This is a genomic window from Pseudoprimorskyibacter insulae, from assembly GCF_900302505.1.
Classification (GTDB): Bacteria; Pseudomonadota; Alphaproteobacteria; order Rhodobacterales; family Rhodobacteraceae; genus Pseudoprimorskyibacter; species Pseudoprimorskyibacter insulae.
The window spans coordinates 592974-608737 of record NZ_OMOJ01000001.1; the positions used below are offsets into that span (position 1 = coordinate 592974).

16 protein-coding genes are annotated in these 15764 nt (G+C 60.2%); 12 read left to right on the top strand and 4 right to left on the bottom strand.

What is annotated here, in order from left to right; genetic code table 11:
- Positions 1-160: 160 nt before the first annotated feature.
- Positions 161-1177, bottom strand: a complete 1017-nt coding sequence (locus PRI8871_RS03080) for a TRAP transporter substrate-binding protein (RefSeq protein ID WP_108884707.1) — start codon at positions 1175-1177, stop codon at positions 161-163.
- A gap of 205 nt (positions 1178-1382) precedes the next feature.
- Between PRI8871_RS03080 and PRI8871_RS03085 the strand changes: the two genes are divergently transcribed.
- From PRI8871_RS03085 to PRI8871_RS03100, 4 genes are all read left to right on the top strand, one after another.
- Positions 1383-2057: a GntR family transcriptional regulator gene (locus PRI8871_RS03085; RefSeq protein WP_108884708.1), complete on the top strand. Its 675-nt coding sequence runs from the start codon at positions 1383-1385 to the stop codon at positions 2055-2057.
- Between the two features lie 37 nt (positions 2058-2094).
- On the top strand, positions 2095-2940 hold the full coding sequence (locus PRI8871_RS03090) for a fumarylacetoacetate hydrolase family protein (protein WP_108884709.1): 846 nt from the start codon (positions 2095-2097) through the stop codon (positions 2938-2940).
- A gap of 135 nt (positions 2941-3075) precedes the next feature.
- Positions 3076-3564, top strand: coding sequence for a DUF2867 domain-containing protein (locus tag PRI8871_RS03095; protein ID WP_108884710.1), 489 nt, complete (start codon positions 3076-3078; stop codon positions 3562-3564).
- Positions 3565-3630: 66 nt separating this feature from the next.
- Positions 3631-4119 carry a GNAT family N-acetyltransferase gene (locus PRI8871_RS03100; RefSeq protein ID WP_108884711.1) on the top strand — a complete coding sequence of 163 codons (489 nt, stop codon included), beginning with the start codon at positions 3631-3633 and terminating at the stop codon, positions 4117-4119.
- A 1-nt stretch (position 4120) separates the two neighbouring features.
- On the opposite strand, the gene PRI8871_RS03105 is transcribed toward PRI8871_RS03100, so the two are convergent.
- The 3 genes from PRI8871_RS03105 to PRI8871_RS03115 all read right to left on the bottom strand — a co-directional run bounded on the left by PRI8871_RS03105 (position 4121) and on the right by PRI8871_RS03115 (position 7424).
- Positions 4121-5116 (bottom strand): aldo/keto reductase, encoded by a 996-nt coding sequence (locus tag PRI8871_RS03105; protein WP_108884712.1) that lies wholly within the window; start codon positions 5114-5116, stop codon positions 4121-4123.
- Between the two features lie 76 nt (positions 5117-5192).
- Positions 5193-6896, bottom strand: a complete 1704-nt coding sequence (locus tag PRI8871_RS03110) for a thiamine pyrophosphate-requiring protein (RefSeq protein WP_108885186.1) — start codon at positions 6894-6896, stop codon at positions 5193-5195.
- 54 nt (positions 6897-6950) lie between these two features.
- Positions 6951-7424, bottom strand: a complete 474-nt coding sequence (locus tag PRI8871_RS03115; protein WP_108884713.1) for a MarR family winged helix-turn-helix transcriptional regulator — start codon at positions 7422-7424, stop codon at positions 6951-6953.
- Positions 7425-7548: 124 nt separating this feature from the next.
- On the opposite strand from PRI8871_RS03115, the gene PRI8871_RS03120 reads away from it, so the two are divergent.
- The 8 genes from PRI8871_RS03120 (at position 7549) to PRI8871_RS03155 (ending at position 15754) form a co-directional block, all read left to right on the top strand.
- Positions 7549-8586, top strand: a complete 1038-nt coding sequence (locus PRI8871_RS03120) for a cupin domain-containing protein (protein ID WP_108884714.1) — start codon at positions 7549-7551, stop codon at positions 8584-8586.
- Entirely contained in the window at positions 8583-9281 is a 699-nt protein-coding gene (locus tag PRI8871_RS03125) for a fumarylacetoacetate hydrolase family protein (protein WP_108884715.1), read from the top strand. The genes PRI8871_RS03120 and PRI8871_RS03125 overlap by 4 nt, the downstream gene beginning before the upstream one ends.
- Positions 9281-9928: a maleylacetoacetate isomerase gene (maiA, locus tag PRI8871_RS03130; protein ID WP_108884716.1), complete on the top strand. Its 648-nt coding sequence runs from the start codon at positions 9281-9283 to the stop codon at positions 9926-9928. The genes PRI8871_RS03125 and maiA overlap by 1 nt, the downstream gene beginning before the upstream one ends.
- A gap of 449 nt (positions 9929-10377) precedes the next feature.
- Positions 10378-11427 (top strand): TRAP transporter substrate-binding protein, encoded by a 1050-nt coding sequence (locus tag PRI8871_RS03135; RefSeq protein ID WP_108884717.1) that lies wholly within the window; start codon positions 10378-10380, stop codon positions 11425-11427.
- A gap of 57 nt (positions 11428-11484) precedes the next feature.
- Positions 11485-12519, top strand: coding sequence for a TRAP transporter substrate-binding protein (locus PRI8871_RS03140; RefSeq protein ID WP_108884718.1), 1035 nt, complete (start codon positions 11485-11487; stop codon positions 12517-12519).
- A gap of 56 nt (positions 12520-12575) precedes the next feature.
- Positions 12576-13598: a TRAP transporter substrate-binding protein gene (locus PRI8871_RS03145; protein WP_108884719.1), complete on the top strand. Its 1023-nt coding sequence runs from the start codon at positions 12576-12578 to the stop codon at positions 13596-13598.
- Between the two features lie 72 nt (positions 13599-13670).
- Positions 13671-14258 carry a TRAP transporter small permease gene (locus PRI8871_RS03150; protein ID WP_245897755.1) on the top strand — a complete coding sequence of 196 codons (588 nt, stop codon included), beginning with the start codon at positions 13671-13673 and terminating at the stop codon, positions 14256-14258.
- Positions 14255-15754 carry a TRAP transporter large permease gene (locus tag PRI8871_RS03155; RefSeq protein WP_108884720.1) on the top strand — a complete coding sequence of 500 codons (1500 nt, stop codon included), beginning with the start codon at positions 14255-14257 and terminating at the stop codon, positions 15752-15754. Before PRI8871_RS03150 ends, PRI8871_RS03155 begins: the two co-directional genes overlap by 4 nt.
- The last annotated feature ends 10 nt before the right edge of the window (positions 15755-15764 follow it).

The following is a 15764-nucleotide window of genomic DNA, read 5'->3' on the forward strand; positions in this document are numbered from 1 at the left end:
GCGAACAGGAGCTCTGAGTTGGCCAAGCCAAACGCTTTCGCGTTCCATGGGTGCCTCCCTGTGAGTGCGGGCAGAAGTGCGCGCGGGTGGGTGTTTACAAAAAGGGCGGGCCATTGGCGGCCCGCCGCAATCTGTTCAGGCGCGCGTGACGCGCCGTTTATTACTTGGCGATCAGGCCAAGCTGACCAAGGTAGGCGCGGTGGCTTGCGACCAGTGCGGCTGCCTCAGGGGTCTTAGCGGCCCAACCATCCCATGCGCGCTGTGCAGCGGCACGGAAATCAGCCTTGTCCTCTTCCGACCACGCGTACAGGGTGACGCCCTGTTCTTTCAGCATGGCTGCGGCTTCGGCGTTTTTCTTCTCGTTCGAGATGGCGGTGTGCAGCGACAGCTTCTGCATCGCGGTGTCCATGATGCGCTGCTGTGCCGGGGTCAGGTTGTCCCAAACTTCTTTGTTACAGGCCAGGTGGTCCGACGGCATCGAGTGGAAGCCCGGATAGTTGGCGTGCTTAACGATGTCATACAGACCCAGACCAACGTTGTTGGCCAGACCCGATGCGTCTGCACCGTCGATGATGCCGGTTTCCAGCGCGGTGAAGATCTCGGTGAAGTCCATCACGATCGGGGTTGCGCCCAGTTCGGTGAAGATTTCGGTTTCCAGACCCGGAGGCGAACGGAACTTCCAGCCTTTGAAGTCTTCGGGGCCTGCGATCGGACGCGACGATGCGAAGGATTCTTGGCCGTAGATCCACCAGCCAACAAGCTGCATGCCGAATTCGTTGTACAGCGCCTGAGCAGCATCATAGCCACCGCCGTAATAGAGCCACGACAGCTGCTGGTAGGGGGTGTCGTAGCCGCCCATGATGTCGCCGACGAACTGGAACGCCGGGTTCTTACCGGTCTGGTAAGCGCCACCGGTCATGTCGCAGTCCAGGATGCCGTTGACTGCGGCGTCCCAGGTCTCGGTCGTGGCAACCACGGACGAAGAATAGAACATTTCGATGTCGATCGAGCCGCCCGACATGGTCTCCACGTCGTCAGCGTACTGAGCGGCCAGCTTGCCCGAGGGGTGCTCGGTTGCGTAGTGCGTTTGAATGCGCAGCGTTACGTCTGCGGCCATTGCCGGTACAGCAACAACCGAAGCCAGCGCAGCCGACTTGAGAACAGAAGTCAGTTTCATTTTTCCTCCCTAGCGGCTTGCGCCGCGATTTTCCTAGTGCTCCTTACGGAGCAGCAGAATGGTATACCATCCTGCAGGAACGCTAACGAAACCTCGCTCGACAATCAACAAGTTTTGGTATACCAATTTCCGAAAGTTGCGTTTTGATAGGTGGATCATTCGTTTAATGATGCTATCTATCGGTGCCGCATAAAAAGGAATGCCCATGGTTGAACAGACCTTGCCCGATCAGATCGCCCGCCAACTGCGGCGTGACATCCTGCGAGGGAAATTGGCACCGGGCATGACCATCAAGGAACGCGACAACGCCGCCGAAATCGGGGTGAGTCGCACACCGATGCGCGAAGCGATTCGCCTGCTGGCCCGAGAGGGGCTGGTGATTCTTCGCCCCTCCCGTAGCCCGATCGTCGCCAACCCGTCGTTGCAGGATGTGACCGACTGGATCGAAGTGTTGCGGGCTTTGGAATTGCTGTCTGGCAAGCTGGCTTGTGAACGGGCCTCGGACAAGGAAATCTCCGAGATCGAGAAGCTCCAGCAAAAGATGGAAACGTCTTACGATCAGATGGATCCGCTTGATCTATTTGAGTTGGATATGCAGTTTCATATCGCCATCGCGCGGGCATCGCACAACCCATCGCTGGCCGAAACGCATAGCGCCTATCTCGCGCGGTTGTGGCGCGCGCGCTATCTGTCTGCTGTGCGCCGCCGGTCGCGGGACCGGGTTTTGCGCCAGCATTGGGCGATTGTCGAAGGCCTTTCCAAACGTGACCCCGATCACGTGCGCACCCATTTGGACAGCCACCTGGAACACCTACTGGTGAACATTCAAGACAAGTTTGAGCAAGAAGCCAAAGAGGCGGAGGCCACCGAAAAGGTCTGAGCCTGCCGCACATATTCTACAAAGGAAGAGGAAACCCATGAAACTGTTGCGTTTTGGCGCTGCGGGCGCCGAAAAGACGGGCGTGCTTGGCAGCGATGGCAAAGTCCGCGATCTGAGCGCCCATGTCGCCGATCTGTCGGGCGATGCGGTCTCGGTTGAGGCGCTGGCCAAGCTGCGCGATCTGGACATTGACGCCCTGCCGGTGGTCGAAGAACCGGGCCGCATTGGCGCCTGTCTGACCCGCGTGCCGAACTTTTTCTGCATCGGCCTGAACTACGCCCTGCACGCCAAGGAAAGCGGCATGGAACCCCCGAAAGAGCCGGTTGTCTTCAACAAGGCGACCTCGGCCCTGTCTGGCCCGTTTGATGATGTCATCATCCCGCGCAAGTCGTCCAAAGCTGACTGGGAAGTCGAGCTGGGCGTCGTGATCGGCAAGGACACCCTTTATGTGTCCGAAGAGGACGCGCTGGACCACGTGGCAGGCTATTGCACCATCAACGACATGTCCGAGCGTGAGTTCCAGATCGAACGGTCCGGCCAGTGGGTGAAGGGCAAGTCCGCCCCGACCTTTGCGCCGATTGGCCCCTATCTGGTCACCGCCGATGAGGTCGCAGATCCGCAAGCGCTGCGCGTGACCTTGGATCTGAACGGCGAAACGGTTCAGGATTCGAACACAGCGGACATGATTTTCAGCGTCCGCCAGATCGTCAGCCACCTGTCGCAGTTCATGAAACTGGTTCCCGGCGACATCATCGCCACCGGCACCCCGTCGGGCGTTGGCATGGGCATGAAGCCGCAGCGCTTCCTCAAGCCCGGCGATGTGATGGAGATCGAGGTCGAAGGCCTTGGTCGCCAGCGTCAGACGGCTGTTGCGGCGGAATAACCCGCTCTGAAAACGATATGAAACGCGCCTTGCGGGGCGCGTTTTTTGTTTGCGAATGCGACGATGTGCACCTTTAGGCTGACCTTTTGTCCGCTCGCGCACGCGGTAAGATCTGCGTAGTCGAAGGAGATGCGTATGTCAGAGACCGCCAGCCACACACTCGGCCCGCGCGAGGCCCTGCAATACTATCATTCACGCACCGTGATCCTGCCGAAATCAGTCACCGCGCTTGAAGGGTGGAACATGGTGATGGCCAAACCGTTGCCGCTCATGGCGACCGCCTTCCGAATCCGAGATGCGATATCGGCACGGTTCGGGGTTAAGAAAATCAGCGGCTTTTCCGGCAAACGGGCCGACTCTGTGCAGGTTGGCGACAAGTTGGATTTCTTTCTGGTCGAGCATATCGACCCAAATCTTTTGGTCATGACCGAACGCGACACGCATCTGGATGTCATGACGACGATTTCAACGGAAGGGCAGGAATTTACCGTGACCTCTTCGGTCATCACGCACAACTGGTTCGGCCGGCTCTATATGGTTCCGGTCGGGATTGCCCATCGTGTGATCGTCGCGGCGATGCTGCGTCGTTTGAAAACCTCAATGGAGGACCACACGCGGTCGTGACAAATTCCTGCTAGGGCTTTGTACCTTTGGCGGGTATGGACGGGGCGAGACTACAAGAGACTGCTGATGATTTCCTTTGCCCGTCTGACTGAAATTTCCCCCGATTTGATTGTTGACCATATGTCGGACCCTCGGGTCGCCGAACATATGCCCTTGTTGCAAGGCCAGTTCACCCACGCCGCTGCCCGAGCCTTTGTCGGCGCCAAGGAAAAACGCTGGCAACAGGACGGGCTGGGGCACTGGGCCTTTTTGCACAACGGCGATTACGTCGGCTGGGGCGGGTTCCAGAAGGAAGGCGATGAATGGGATTATGGCTTGGTGCTGCGGCCCGACGCCTTTGGGCTGGGGCAACGGATCACCCGGCAGGCCTTTGCCTTTGCCCGCGCCAAGCGATTGACACAGGTGACTTTTTTATTGCCGCCCACCCGCCGAAGCCTTGGGGCTTTGCAGCGGTTGGGGGCCGAATTTGTGGGCGAGTCGATCTATTCGGGGAAGGTGTTCCGCAAATATCGTTTATCGCTGTTAGGCCCGGCGCGTGGCCGGACCGCAACCTAGGTTACGAGAACCGCTCAGGCCCGTACCACTGATCGTCGGAATAGCGGTCGCCATAGGCCCAGCCAACCGGCAGAACCGTTTCGATCCGGGCGATATCAGCCTCGCTCAGGGTCAGCGCACAGCCATCGACCAGTTGTTGCAGATGCGCAATGCTGCGGGTGCCGGGGATCGGCAGGATATGGTCGCCCTTGGCAATCACCCAAGCCATCGCCAGCGCAGCGGTTGAGGTGCCCATCTCGGCGGCAAGGGCCTGAAGCTTGGCCACGTATTCCAGGTTTCTGGTCAGGTTGTCGCCCATAAAGCGCGGGTTGGTCCTCATGAAGGCCACCGATTGCGCCTTGGCGGCATCGGGCGGCGTGTCCGACAACAAGCCGCGGCCCACAGGCGAAAAGGCGACCAGCGCGGTGCCAAGTTCGGCGCAGGTTTGGACAAGGCCCAGTTCTGGTGCGCGTGTCGACAGCGAATATTCGGACTGAACCGCCGCCACATGGGCCACCGCATTCGCCCGGCGGAGCGAGGCAGGCGCGATCTCGGAGAAACCGAACGCCTTGATCTTGCCCTTCTGAACCAGCTTTGCCAGCGATTCCGTCACCTCTTCGATCGGGCGGTTGGCTTCGCGGCGGTGGATGTAGAACAGATCGACGTAATCGCGGTTCAGTCGCTTCAACGATGCGTCGAGTTCGGCCTCAATATGCTCAAGCGAATTGTCGTAGCAGCGATTTCCATCGGCATCCTTGGTGATCCCGGCCTTGGTCGCGATGTAGAAGGCGTCGGGCTTGCCGGTCTTCTTGATGTAGCTGCCGATCAGCGTTTCAGACTTGCCCATGCCGTAGATGTTGGAGGTGTCCAGATGCGTCACGCCCATTTCCAGCGAAGCATCCAGCAGGGCATGCACTTCGGGTTCGGTGGTCGGGCCGTAAAACCCGGCAAAGCTCATGGCGCCGATGCCCAGAACCGATACCTCGGGACCGTTCTTGCCCATCTTCGTCATTTTCATGCGTGCTCTCCTGTATTCGGCGAATGTGTTGCGGCAGTTGTGCCGCCTTTGGCCGCGAAGGGCCAGAGGCGTGCGATCAATCCGGGATGATCTTGATGTCCAAAAGTGCCATGCGCCCACCGCGTGTTGCGGATAGCGCCTCATCAATCGCGCTGCGCACCTCGCCCGGCGATGTGACGGTGCGCGCCCAAGCGCGGCTGGCCTCGGCGGTTTTGGTGAAATCCGGCACCGGTTCCAGCGAGGTCAGCGGCATGGTGTTGGCCTTTGCCGCATCGCCATCGGGGTAAAGCCCGCCGACCGATTGGCGCACCGCGCCCCATTCGCCGTTGTTCAGAACGATCACCAGAACCGGCAGGTTCAGGGCTTCGGCGATCTGGTGGCAGGCGGTTGGATTGGCGAACATATAGCTGCCGTCGCCCAGCGTGGCGATGCAGTCGCGGTCAGGCTCGGCCAGTTTTGCGCCCAAGGCTGCCGGGAACGACCAGCCAAGCCCGCCGGAATGCGGCTCTTGGAACCAGCTTTTCGGCTCGCGCCGCTCCAACTGGCCAAGAATACAGCCCAGTTCTGAAAAGACCGAAGAGGTCGCGTCTTCCAGCGCGTCCGACAGGCAGCGGCTGACCCAAGCCTTGGTGATGCCGCGGGCGGTGGTCGCCTCGGCGGCGGCGTGTTTCGTCTGGCGTTCCGTGGCGGAGGCTGCGGCCAGTTTCGACCGGCGCACGGCAATGCCTACGCCATCGCGGGGCAACCCCTCCATTGCGGCGATCAGGGCGGGCAGGGCGTCGCGTGTTTCGCCGGTGATCGTCAGATGCGACGGGAAACTGCGGGTCGGGAAGCGGTGGAACAGCGGGTCCGGGCCGATGTGGATGACCTTGGCATCGGGGTTCTGGCTGTGTTTGTCGGGCCACCATGGCGCAAGGCAATCCAGCACAACGACCACATCCGCCTGCGCCAGATAGGGCGACGGGTTCGGGCCGATGTGGCAAGGGTGGTCGGTGGCAACGGCCAGATGCGTCGCCCACCACGAACAAGCGGCAATGCCCCAATCGGCCAGCCAGTCGCTGAAGGCGGCAAAGCTGGCGGCATCCCCCGCGCCGCGCTGCGCGATGACCAGCGGCGCTTTGGCCGAGGCCAGCATCTGCGCCGCCTGCGCAATCGCTGCCGGGTCTGGATGCGCGGCGCTGGACATTTGGGTGGCGGGGGCGGATAGGGCGGCGGTCTCAACCGATCCGCACAGCACCTCTCGGGGCAAGGACAGATAGACCGGGCCTTTGGGTGTTGAGGTGGCAATCGCATGGGCGCGGTCCAGCATCGGGCCGATCTGGTCCGGCGTGCGAAGTTCGTTTTCCCATTTGCAGGATTCGCGCACCAAGGCCGCCTGATCGCGCATTTCCTGCCCCCAAGCGATGGGCACCGTGCGCGTACCGAACACATCGGATTCCGTCACTGGCGTTTTGCCCGACATCAGGATCATCGGGATATGTTCGCAGGCCGCATTGATCGCCCCGATTGACCCATTGGCCAGCCCGACATTGGTGTGCAGCATCACCGCCTGCGCCTTGCCAGTCATCAGGTAGTACCCATGCGCCATGCCCATCGCGGCATGTTCATGCGGCATCACCAGCGCTTTGGGCAGGTCCATGCCCTTGGCGGCGGCTTCGGCCAGCCCTTCGATCACGGGCGGGAAATCTGTGCCGGAATTGGCAAAGACATAATCGATGCCCAACGCCTTCAGGCGCGGGAAAATCGCCCCGCCTGCTGTCACCTGTTCCTGATCTGACACGCCGTCCTCCACTCCTGCCGTCGCGGCAGAGGCTATCACGCTATCAGGCGAAGGCTAGTCTGCATCCGGTTCCGGGAGCGGTTTAAGCGGCGCGCGGCTTTGGTGGTTTCCGGCGTCCGTCGTTTTGCGCAGCAGAGCCAGCAATTGCTTGGTTTCCGCCGCATCAAGCCCGGACAGGATGTCTGATTGCAGGGCTTTGACTTCTGGGACCACGTTTTCAAACAGGGCGCGGCCTGTGTCCGTCAGGAACAAGCAGCGGGCGCGGCGGTCTTTCGGGCTGACCTCGCGGCGCAGCAGGCCTTTGTTTTCCAGCCGGTCGACCACACCGCCCAGCGTGGCTTTGTCATAGGCCACCAACCCCGCAACCGACGCCTGATCAATGCCCGGATTGCTAAGAACGGCGTGCAGAACCGCAAATTGCACCGGCGTCAGGTCAATCCCGAGCGCCGTCATCCGGTCAGCAAACACCGCAACCGAGATCTGATGAAGCCGGCGCACCAGATGCCCGGCCATGTTGTAGATTTCCATGGTCTTTGCCCATCCTCGTCCGGGAAGGGTGTAGAACAGCCTGCCGAAAGTTACAAAATCAAAATTGACAGTATACTTATGATAAGCATACTAATGCGAAACGGATGGACTTTAGGAGGAGACCATGGGCGAAACGCTGGGAACGCTGGAAGAGCTGCCGCAGGATTACCGCGATGACATGACCGCCGCCGGTGTTGCGCCGCTGTGGCCGATGATGCGCAATGTGCTGCCGCACGGCGCGCCAACGCCGGTCACAAAGTCCGGCCATTGGGCCTATGACGCGATCCGGCCCTTGCTGCTGCGGGCGGGTGAGTTGACCCCGGTCGAGAAGGCCGAACGCCGCGTGCTGGTGCTGTCAGATCCCGGTCGCGGGGTAGGGGCCATGCAGGCCACCGCATCGATCTATCTGGGGATGCAATTGTTGCTACCGGGCGAAACTGCGCCTGCGCATGTACACACGCCCTCGGCTGTGCGGATCATCGTCGAAGGCAAGGGCGGCTTCACCGTGGTTGACGGTGAGAAACTGCCGATGGAGGAGGGCGATCTGGTCCTGACCCCCGGCGGCGACTGGCACGATCATGGCCACGAAGGCGATGGCCCGGTGGTCTGGCTCGATGCGCTGGATCTGCCGGTTTTCTATTATCTTGAGGGATCTTACGCGGTTGAAGGCCCGCTTCAGGCGCAACGCAACCGCCCGGATGCCGGTCAAGTGGAATACCTGTCCTCGGGTCTGGTGCCCAGCCGCACGCGCGGCGATGCCGCCCGCCGCTATCCGATGGTGCGCTATCCTTGGACCCGGACCGAAGCGGCGCTGCGCGAATTGGCGACCTATGCCGATGACGGGATCGGAGAGCTGGATTTCGTGAACCCCGAAACCGGCACCGATGTTTTGCCGACCTTGGGCTTTACCGCCATGTATGTGCCGGGCGGCAAGGTCGAGAGCCCGCCGCTGCGGTCGGCCTCATCGGCCTTCCATGTGGTCAAAGGGCGCGGCGTGACCACGATCAACGGTCAGCAAATTGAATGGGGTCCGAAGGATACGTTCTCGGCCCTGGTCTTTGCCGACATTCGGCACGAGGCGTCCGAGGATGCCTTCCTTGTGCGGGTTCATGACCGCCCGTTGCAGGAAAAACTAGGGTACTATGAGGAACGCGCGAAATGACCACCTACCTGTTTGATGAACCAAAGACCCAGTCGATTCCGGTAAAGGGAGAGGCGGCGGAATATCCGATCACCCGGATTTTCTGTGTGGGTCGCAACTATGCCGCCCATGCCGCCGAAATGGGCGTCGAGGTGGACCGCGAAGCGCCGTTCTATTTCACCAAGAATCCGCAAACCTATCTGGCGACCGGCGCGACGCTGTCTTATCCGCCGGGAACCGAAAATTTCCATTATGAGATGGAATTGACGCTGGTGATCGGCAAACCGGTGTTCCGTGCCTCGGTTTCTGAGGCCAAGGACGCGATCTATGCCTATGGCTGCTCTCTCGATATGACGCGCCGCGATTTGCAACTTGTGGCCCGGTCGAAACAGCGCCCGTGGGATCTGGGTAAAGACGTTGAAGGCTCGGCCGTGTTCTCACCGCTGACCAAGGCCGCCGAAGTTGGCGAGGTTGGCCCGCAGCGCATTTGGCTGACGGTAAACGGCGAAACCAAGCAAGACGCGCATTTGTCGGACCTGATCCACAACGTCGCCGAGATTGTGGCCGATCTGTCCAAGTATTATCACCTCGCCCCCGGCGACGTCATCATGACCGGCACGCCCGCTGGCGTTGGCCCGGTTGTGGCGGGCGACGTGATCGAAGGCGGGATTGATGGCCTTGATGGCATCGCCCTGACCATCGGCGCGGCGGAATAATGCAGTTCTACGGGTATTTCCGCAGCTCGTCGGCCTATCGCTGCCGGATTGCGTTTAACCTGAAGGGGCTGGAGTATGACTTTACCTCGGTGCATCTGCGCCGGGGTGGGGGGCAGCAGAAGACACCCGAATACCGCGCGATGAACCCGCAGGCGCTGGTGCCGACGCTGGTGAACGGGGATCTGACGCTGATCCAGTCGATGGCGATTTTGGAATGGCTGGAAGACACCTATCCAGAGCCCGCCATTCTGCCCGCCGACAAAGACAAGCGAGCGCAAGTGCGGGCCTTTGCCAATATCATCGCCTGCGATGTGCATCCGCTGCAAAACCTGCGCGTCTTGCAATATCTGGGCGATGAGTTTGGGGCCGATCAGGCGGCCAAAGATGCGTGGTGCCAGCGCTGGATCACTGATGGGCTAATGGCCTGCGAAGATCTGTTGGCCAAGCAAAGCCACGGCAGTGCGTTCTGTTTTGGCGAAACGCCCGGTTTGGCGGATATCTGCCTGGTGCCGCAGGTGTTTTCGGCAGGCCGGTTTGGCGTGGATCTGGCCGCTATGCCCCGCGTGACAGCGGTGTATGAGGCCTGCCAGGCCTTGTCCGCCTTTGCAAATGCAGCCCCCGGCAAACAGCCGGACGCTGAGGAATGATGCTGTGACCGGCCTGTCCGGCCTCAGCATTCGCGGGCTTGTGGTGGTTCCCGTGCCACCACAGGTCCGCCCCGACCGACAACGATCCTTCCGGCAGGCAAGGAATTGTTTCAGCCCGATTTCTCGCAATTGTGATCCTTTGGCGCAAACCCAAGAATTCAGTTGCAATTGCGGGCTTTTGGCTCTCACATCGGTGTTGCGGACGGCGAATTTGCTGACTGCGCCAATGAACATGAAGCGCCAAGTCGGCAGGGGATTGGTATGACACGGGTGAACCGCCGAAAGGCAACACCGGTTTGGAGGGAACGGCCTGAGACATGGCTTGTTGTCCGATCTTCAGCACAATTAGGTATGGACAATAACTATTAACATGGCTAGCTAAATGGCTAGCGAGAATCCTAAGGATATGTTAAACGTCCGTCCGGTCGGTCAATTTGGGAGGAGAGACTATGACCATTACTCGCAGAACTATTCTTCGTTGTGGCAGCGCGATCGCTGCTGCGGCAATTGCCCTGTCGGGCACAACTGCCTTTGCTGCCGACGTAACGTTGCGTTTGCACCAATTCCTGCCGGCGCAGGCCAACGTGCCAAAGCTGGTACTGGACGTCTGGGCCGACAAGATCGAAGCGGCCTCGGATGGCCGAATCGAAATCCAGCGTTTCCCGTCGATGCAGCTTGGCGGCACCCCGCCGCAGCTGATTGATCAGGCCATTGATGGCGTGGCCGATATCGTCTGGGGCGTGAACGGCTTTACGCCGGGCCGCTTCCCCCGCACCGAGGTGTTTGAACTGCCGTTCATGACCAACGATGCTGGCGCGGCCTCCTATGCTTATTGGAAGATGTTCAAAGAGCATATGGAAGACACCGACTTCAAAGACGTGAAGATCCTTGGTACTTGGGTTCACGGCCCCGGCATGCTGCACACCTCGGAACCGGTCCAAAGCCCGGCTGACCTGAACGGTCTGAAGATCCGCGGCGCATCGCGCATGGTCACCCAGATGCTGGACCACGTCGGCGCGACCTCGGTCGGTATGCCGGTCACCCAGATCCCCGAAGCGCTCAGCAAAGGTGTGATCGACGGCGCGGCCATTCCGTGGGAGGTGACCACCGCCCTGAAAGTGGCTGAACTGGTGGATTATCACACCGAATTCGAAGGCGACTCGATCTACAACATCACCTTCGTTCTGGCGATGAACAAAGCCAAGTTCGACGCGCTGCCCGATGATCTGAAGCAGATCGTCGAAGACAACTCGGGCCTCGAATTCTCGATCTTCGCGGGACAGACGCAAGAGGCCGCAGATGGCCCCGCCCGTCAGATCGCAGTGGATCGCGGCAACGAGATCTACACGGTCAGCGAAGCGGAAACCGAAGAATGGCGCACCTTGGCCCAGCCCGTTTATGACGCCTGGATCGCCGATGTCGCCACCAAAGGGATCGACGGTCAGGCCTTGATCGACGAAGCGCGTGCGCTGATGGCGGAATACGACGCCGCCAAATAACAAAGCGGGCCGGGGCGAGAGGAGCGCCCCGGCCCATAAAATCCACGGGAGGACTTAATGATTAACAAACGCACTCTGATGAAATTCGTTGGTGGAACCGCACTGGCGACCGTAATGGCAACTGGCGCCATGGCCGCCGATGTCACGCTGCGCCTGCACCAATTCCTGCCGCCGCAGGCAAACGTGCCGGTTCAGGTTCTGGACGTCTGGGCCGACAAGATCGAGGCGGCTTCGAACGACCGCATCGAAATCCAGCGATTTCCGTCGATGCAACTGGGCGGCACCCCGCCGCAGCTGATGGACCAAGCCATTGATGGCGTGGCCGATATTGTCTGGACCGTGGTCGGCTACACACCGGGCCGTTTCCCGTCGACCGAAGTGTTCGAACTGCCCTTCATGGTTGAAGATGCGCGCGCCGCGTCCTACGCCTATTGGAAGATGTTCGAAGCGCATATGAAGGACACCGAATTCAAGGACGTCCACATTCTGGGCACCTGGGTGCACGGACCCGGCATGTTCCACACCAAAGACCCGGTGGAAACTCCGGCTGATCTGGATGGCATGAAGATTCGTGGCGGCTCGCGTTTGGTGAACCAGCTTCTGGAACTGGTGGGCGCAACCCCGGTTGGCATGCCTGTTCCCGCAGTCTCCGAAGGCCTGTCCAAGGGCGTGATCGACGGCACCACCATTCCGTGGGAAGTGACCACCGCGCTGAAAGTGCCGGAACTGGTTGAAAATCATACCGAATTCGAAGGCCCGGCGCTGTACAACCTGACCTTCGTTCTGGCGATGAACAAGGCCAAGTACGACTCGCTGCCCGATGACCTGAAGGCCATTGTGGATGCGAACTCGGGGCTGGAGTTCTCGGTCTTTGCGGGCGGCACGCAGTCGGATGCCGATGGTCCGGCGCGTCAGATCGCTGTGGATCGTGGCAATAATATCATCACCATTCCGGAATCGGAAACCGGTGAATGGCACGAACTGGTTCAGCCGATCTACGACACATGGATCGCGGATATGCAGTCGCGCGGCATCGACGGCCAAGCGCTGATCGATGAGGCCCGCGCGCTGATGGCCGAATACGGCAAGTAATGCTTGGACCGGGGGGCCATGTGGCACCCCCGGCCATTCTAAGGGGAGACTACCACATGAAAAAACGTACTTTTCTGAAAGCTGCCGGTGCAACCGCGCTGGCAAGCATTCTGGCAACCGGCGCGTTGGCGGCTGACGTCACGCTGCGGATGCACCAGTTCCTGCCGGCAGGCGCGAACGTTCCGAAAAACATCCTGCAGCCTTGGGCTGACAAGATCATGGCCGAATCCGGTGGCCGGATTGAGATCCAGCACTTCCCGGCAATGCAGCTGGGCGGCACCCCGCCGCAGCTGATCGACCAAGTGATCGACGGCGTGGCCGACATCGTCTGGACCGTGTCGGGCTACACTCCTGGCCGCTTCCCGCGCGCCGAAGTGTTCGAACTGCCCTTCACCATGACCGACGCTGGCAAAATGTCCGAGGCCTATTGGAAACTGGCCGAAGAAACCATGATGGACGACGACTTCAAGGACTTCAAAGTTCTGGGTCTGTGGGTTCATGGCCCCGGCGTTATCCACTCGGCCGATCCGATTGAATCGGTTGGCGATCTGAACGGCGTCAAGCTGCGCGCCCCGACCCGCGTGACCAACAAACTGTTCGAAAACCTGGGCGCAACCCCGGTGGGCATGCCGGTTCCGGCCATCCCCGAGGCGCTGTCGAAGGGCGTTGTAGATGCGACCATCATTCCATGGGAAGTGGTTGGCGCGCTGAAAGTGGCCGAACTGGTTGAAAACCACACCGAATTTCCGGGCAACGCCCTGTACACCACCACCTTCATCTTCGCGATGAACAAGGACAAGTACAACGCGCTGCCGGACGATCTGAAAAAGGTTCTGGACGACAACTCGGGCCTGAACTTCTCGATCTTCGCAGGCACCCAGATGCAGGCAGACGATGCCGGTCCGCGTGCCTTCGCAGACGAACGTGGCAACAACATCATCACTCTGACGCCCGAACAGGCCGCCGAGTGGGAAGCTGCCGCAGCCCCGACCGTGGATCAGTGGATCGCCGAAATGTCTGAAAAAGGCATCGACGGCGCGGCTCTGATTGCACGTGCAAGCGAACTGACTCCGAAGTAAACACCTGGCAAGGAAACCGCCTTTGCCCCGTCCAATGCGACGGGGCAGGGGCATGCCTATGGAGACACCCGCGTGATCTTGAAATTTATGGACAAAATGGCCCGGACCGTGGCCATTTTAGGGGGGCTGGTGCTGATGGCGCTGGTCGTGCTGACTTGTGTCAGCGTGTTGGGCCGGGGGATGAACACCTTTGGTCATTCTGATTTTCTGATTGGTTTGTCGAAGTCGCTGGCCGATGGTCTGGTCGCCTCGGGTGTTGGGCCGGTCAATGGTGACTTTGAACTGGTTGAGGCCGGTGTTGCCTTTACCGTGTTTTCCTTCCTGCCTTTGGCACAGCTTTACGGGGCGCATGCCACCGTTGACGTGTTCACCTCGACCTTGCCGCCCCGGATCAACCGCGGCCTGATGGCGTTCTGGGAAATCCTGCTGTCAGTGACGATCATCCTGATCACCGTCCGCCTGTTTGCCGGTCTCGAAGACAAACTGCGCTACGGCGAGACGACGTTCTTGCTGCAATTCCCGATCTGGTGGGCCTATGCGCTCAGCTTTGGGGCATCGGTCGTGGCCTCAATCGTTGCAGTCTACTGCGCATCGGCCCGCACCATCGAATTCCTGACGGGCCGTGCCCTCATGCCTTATTCCGAAGGAGCATCCCATTGAGCATGCTTGAACTGGGGTATTACTCCTTCCCTGTCCTGTTGGTGATGATCTTCCTGCGGGCCCCGATCGGGCTTGCCATGTTGATTTGCGGGCTCGGCGGTCTTTATGTGGCGATGGGTGACAGCACCATGTTCATGGCCAAGCTGAAGTCCGAAACCTACTCGACCTTTTCCAGCTATTCGCTTTCGATCATTCCGATGTTCCTGCTGATGGGCCAATTCGCGACCCTGTCGGGCATGTCGTCGGCGCTGTTCAAAGCGGCCGAAAGCTGGCTGGGTCACCGCAAGGGCGGTGTTGCCATGGCCGCCGTTGGCGCCTGCGCGGGCTTTGGGTCGATCTGCGGATCGTCGCTGGCCACCGCCGCCACCATGAGCCGCGTGGCCCTGCCGGAACTGCGCCGCTATGGCTATGCGGGCGGGTTTTCGACCGCGACGCTGGCCGCTGGCGGCACGCTGGGCATTCTGATCCCGCCGTCGGTCATTCTGGTGATCTATGCCATTTTGACCGAACAGAACATTGCCAAGCTGTTCCTTGCGGCCTTCCTGCCGGGGATCTTGGCGGCCATTGGCTATATCATCACCATTTCGCTCTATGTGCGCATGTACCCGGAATCGGCTGGCGTTCGCGAAGCGGTGCCGATGGCGCAGCGGTTCCGCGCGCTGTTCGACGTGTGGCCGGTGATTTTGGTCTTTGGTCTGGTTGTTGGCGGCATCTACCTTGGTTGGTTCACCCCGACCGAAGGCGCAGCCGTTGGCGCGGCCGGTACGGGCCTTGTGGCGCTGATCTCGGGCAACCTGACGTGGCAGGTGTTCAAAGAGTCGATCATCGCAACCGCGACCTCGACCGCGATGATCTTCTTTATCGTTTTGGGCGCGGGCTTCTACAACTCGTTCCTGGCGCTGAGCCAAGTTCCGCAGGAGCTGTCGAACTGGGTTGTGGGCCAAGGCTTTAGCGCCTGGACCGTTCTGGCGATGATCCTGATCTTCTACCTGATCTTCGGCTGCCTGATGGATTCACTTTCGATGATCCTGCTGACGATCCCGATCTTCTTCCCGGTGATTTCCTCCATGGACTTTGGCTTTGTCGAACTTGCGCAATTGCAGGCCGACGCGGCGATGGAGGTGCTCAAGCTGGGTGTGCCAGATGGCATGGGGGCGGATATGCTTGCCTCGATCAAGTCGGCCATTGCCAGCGGTGCGGAACTGACGCGCGATCAGATGAAAGCGCTTGGCATCCGCATGAACCAAGGCATGGCCAACCGGATCGAAGCAGAACAGATCGCCATCTGGTTCGGCATTCTGGTGCTGATCGTGGTCGAAGTGGGCCTGATCACGCCGCCGGTTGGGATGAACCTGTTCATCATCAACGCGATGGATCGCTCAACACCTATGACGGAAACCTACAAAGCAGTGATGTGGTTTGTCACATCCGACCTGATCCGCGTGGTGATCTTGGTGCTGTTCCCGTCGATTACCTTGTTCTTGCTGTCCTACTGACGGCACTTAG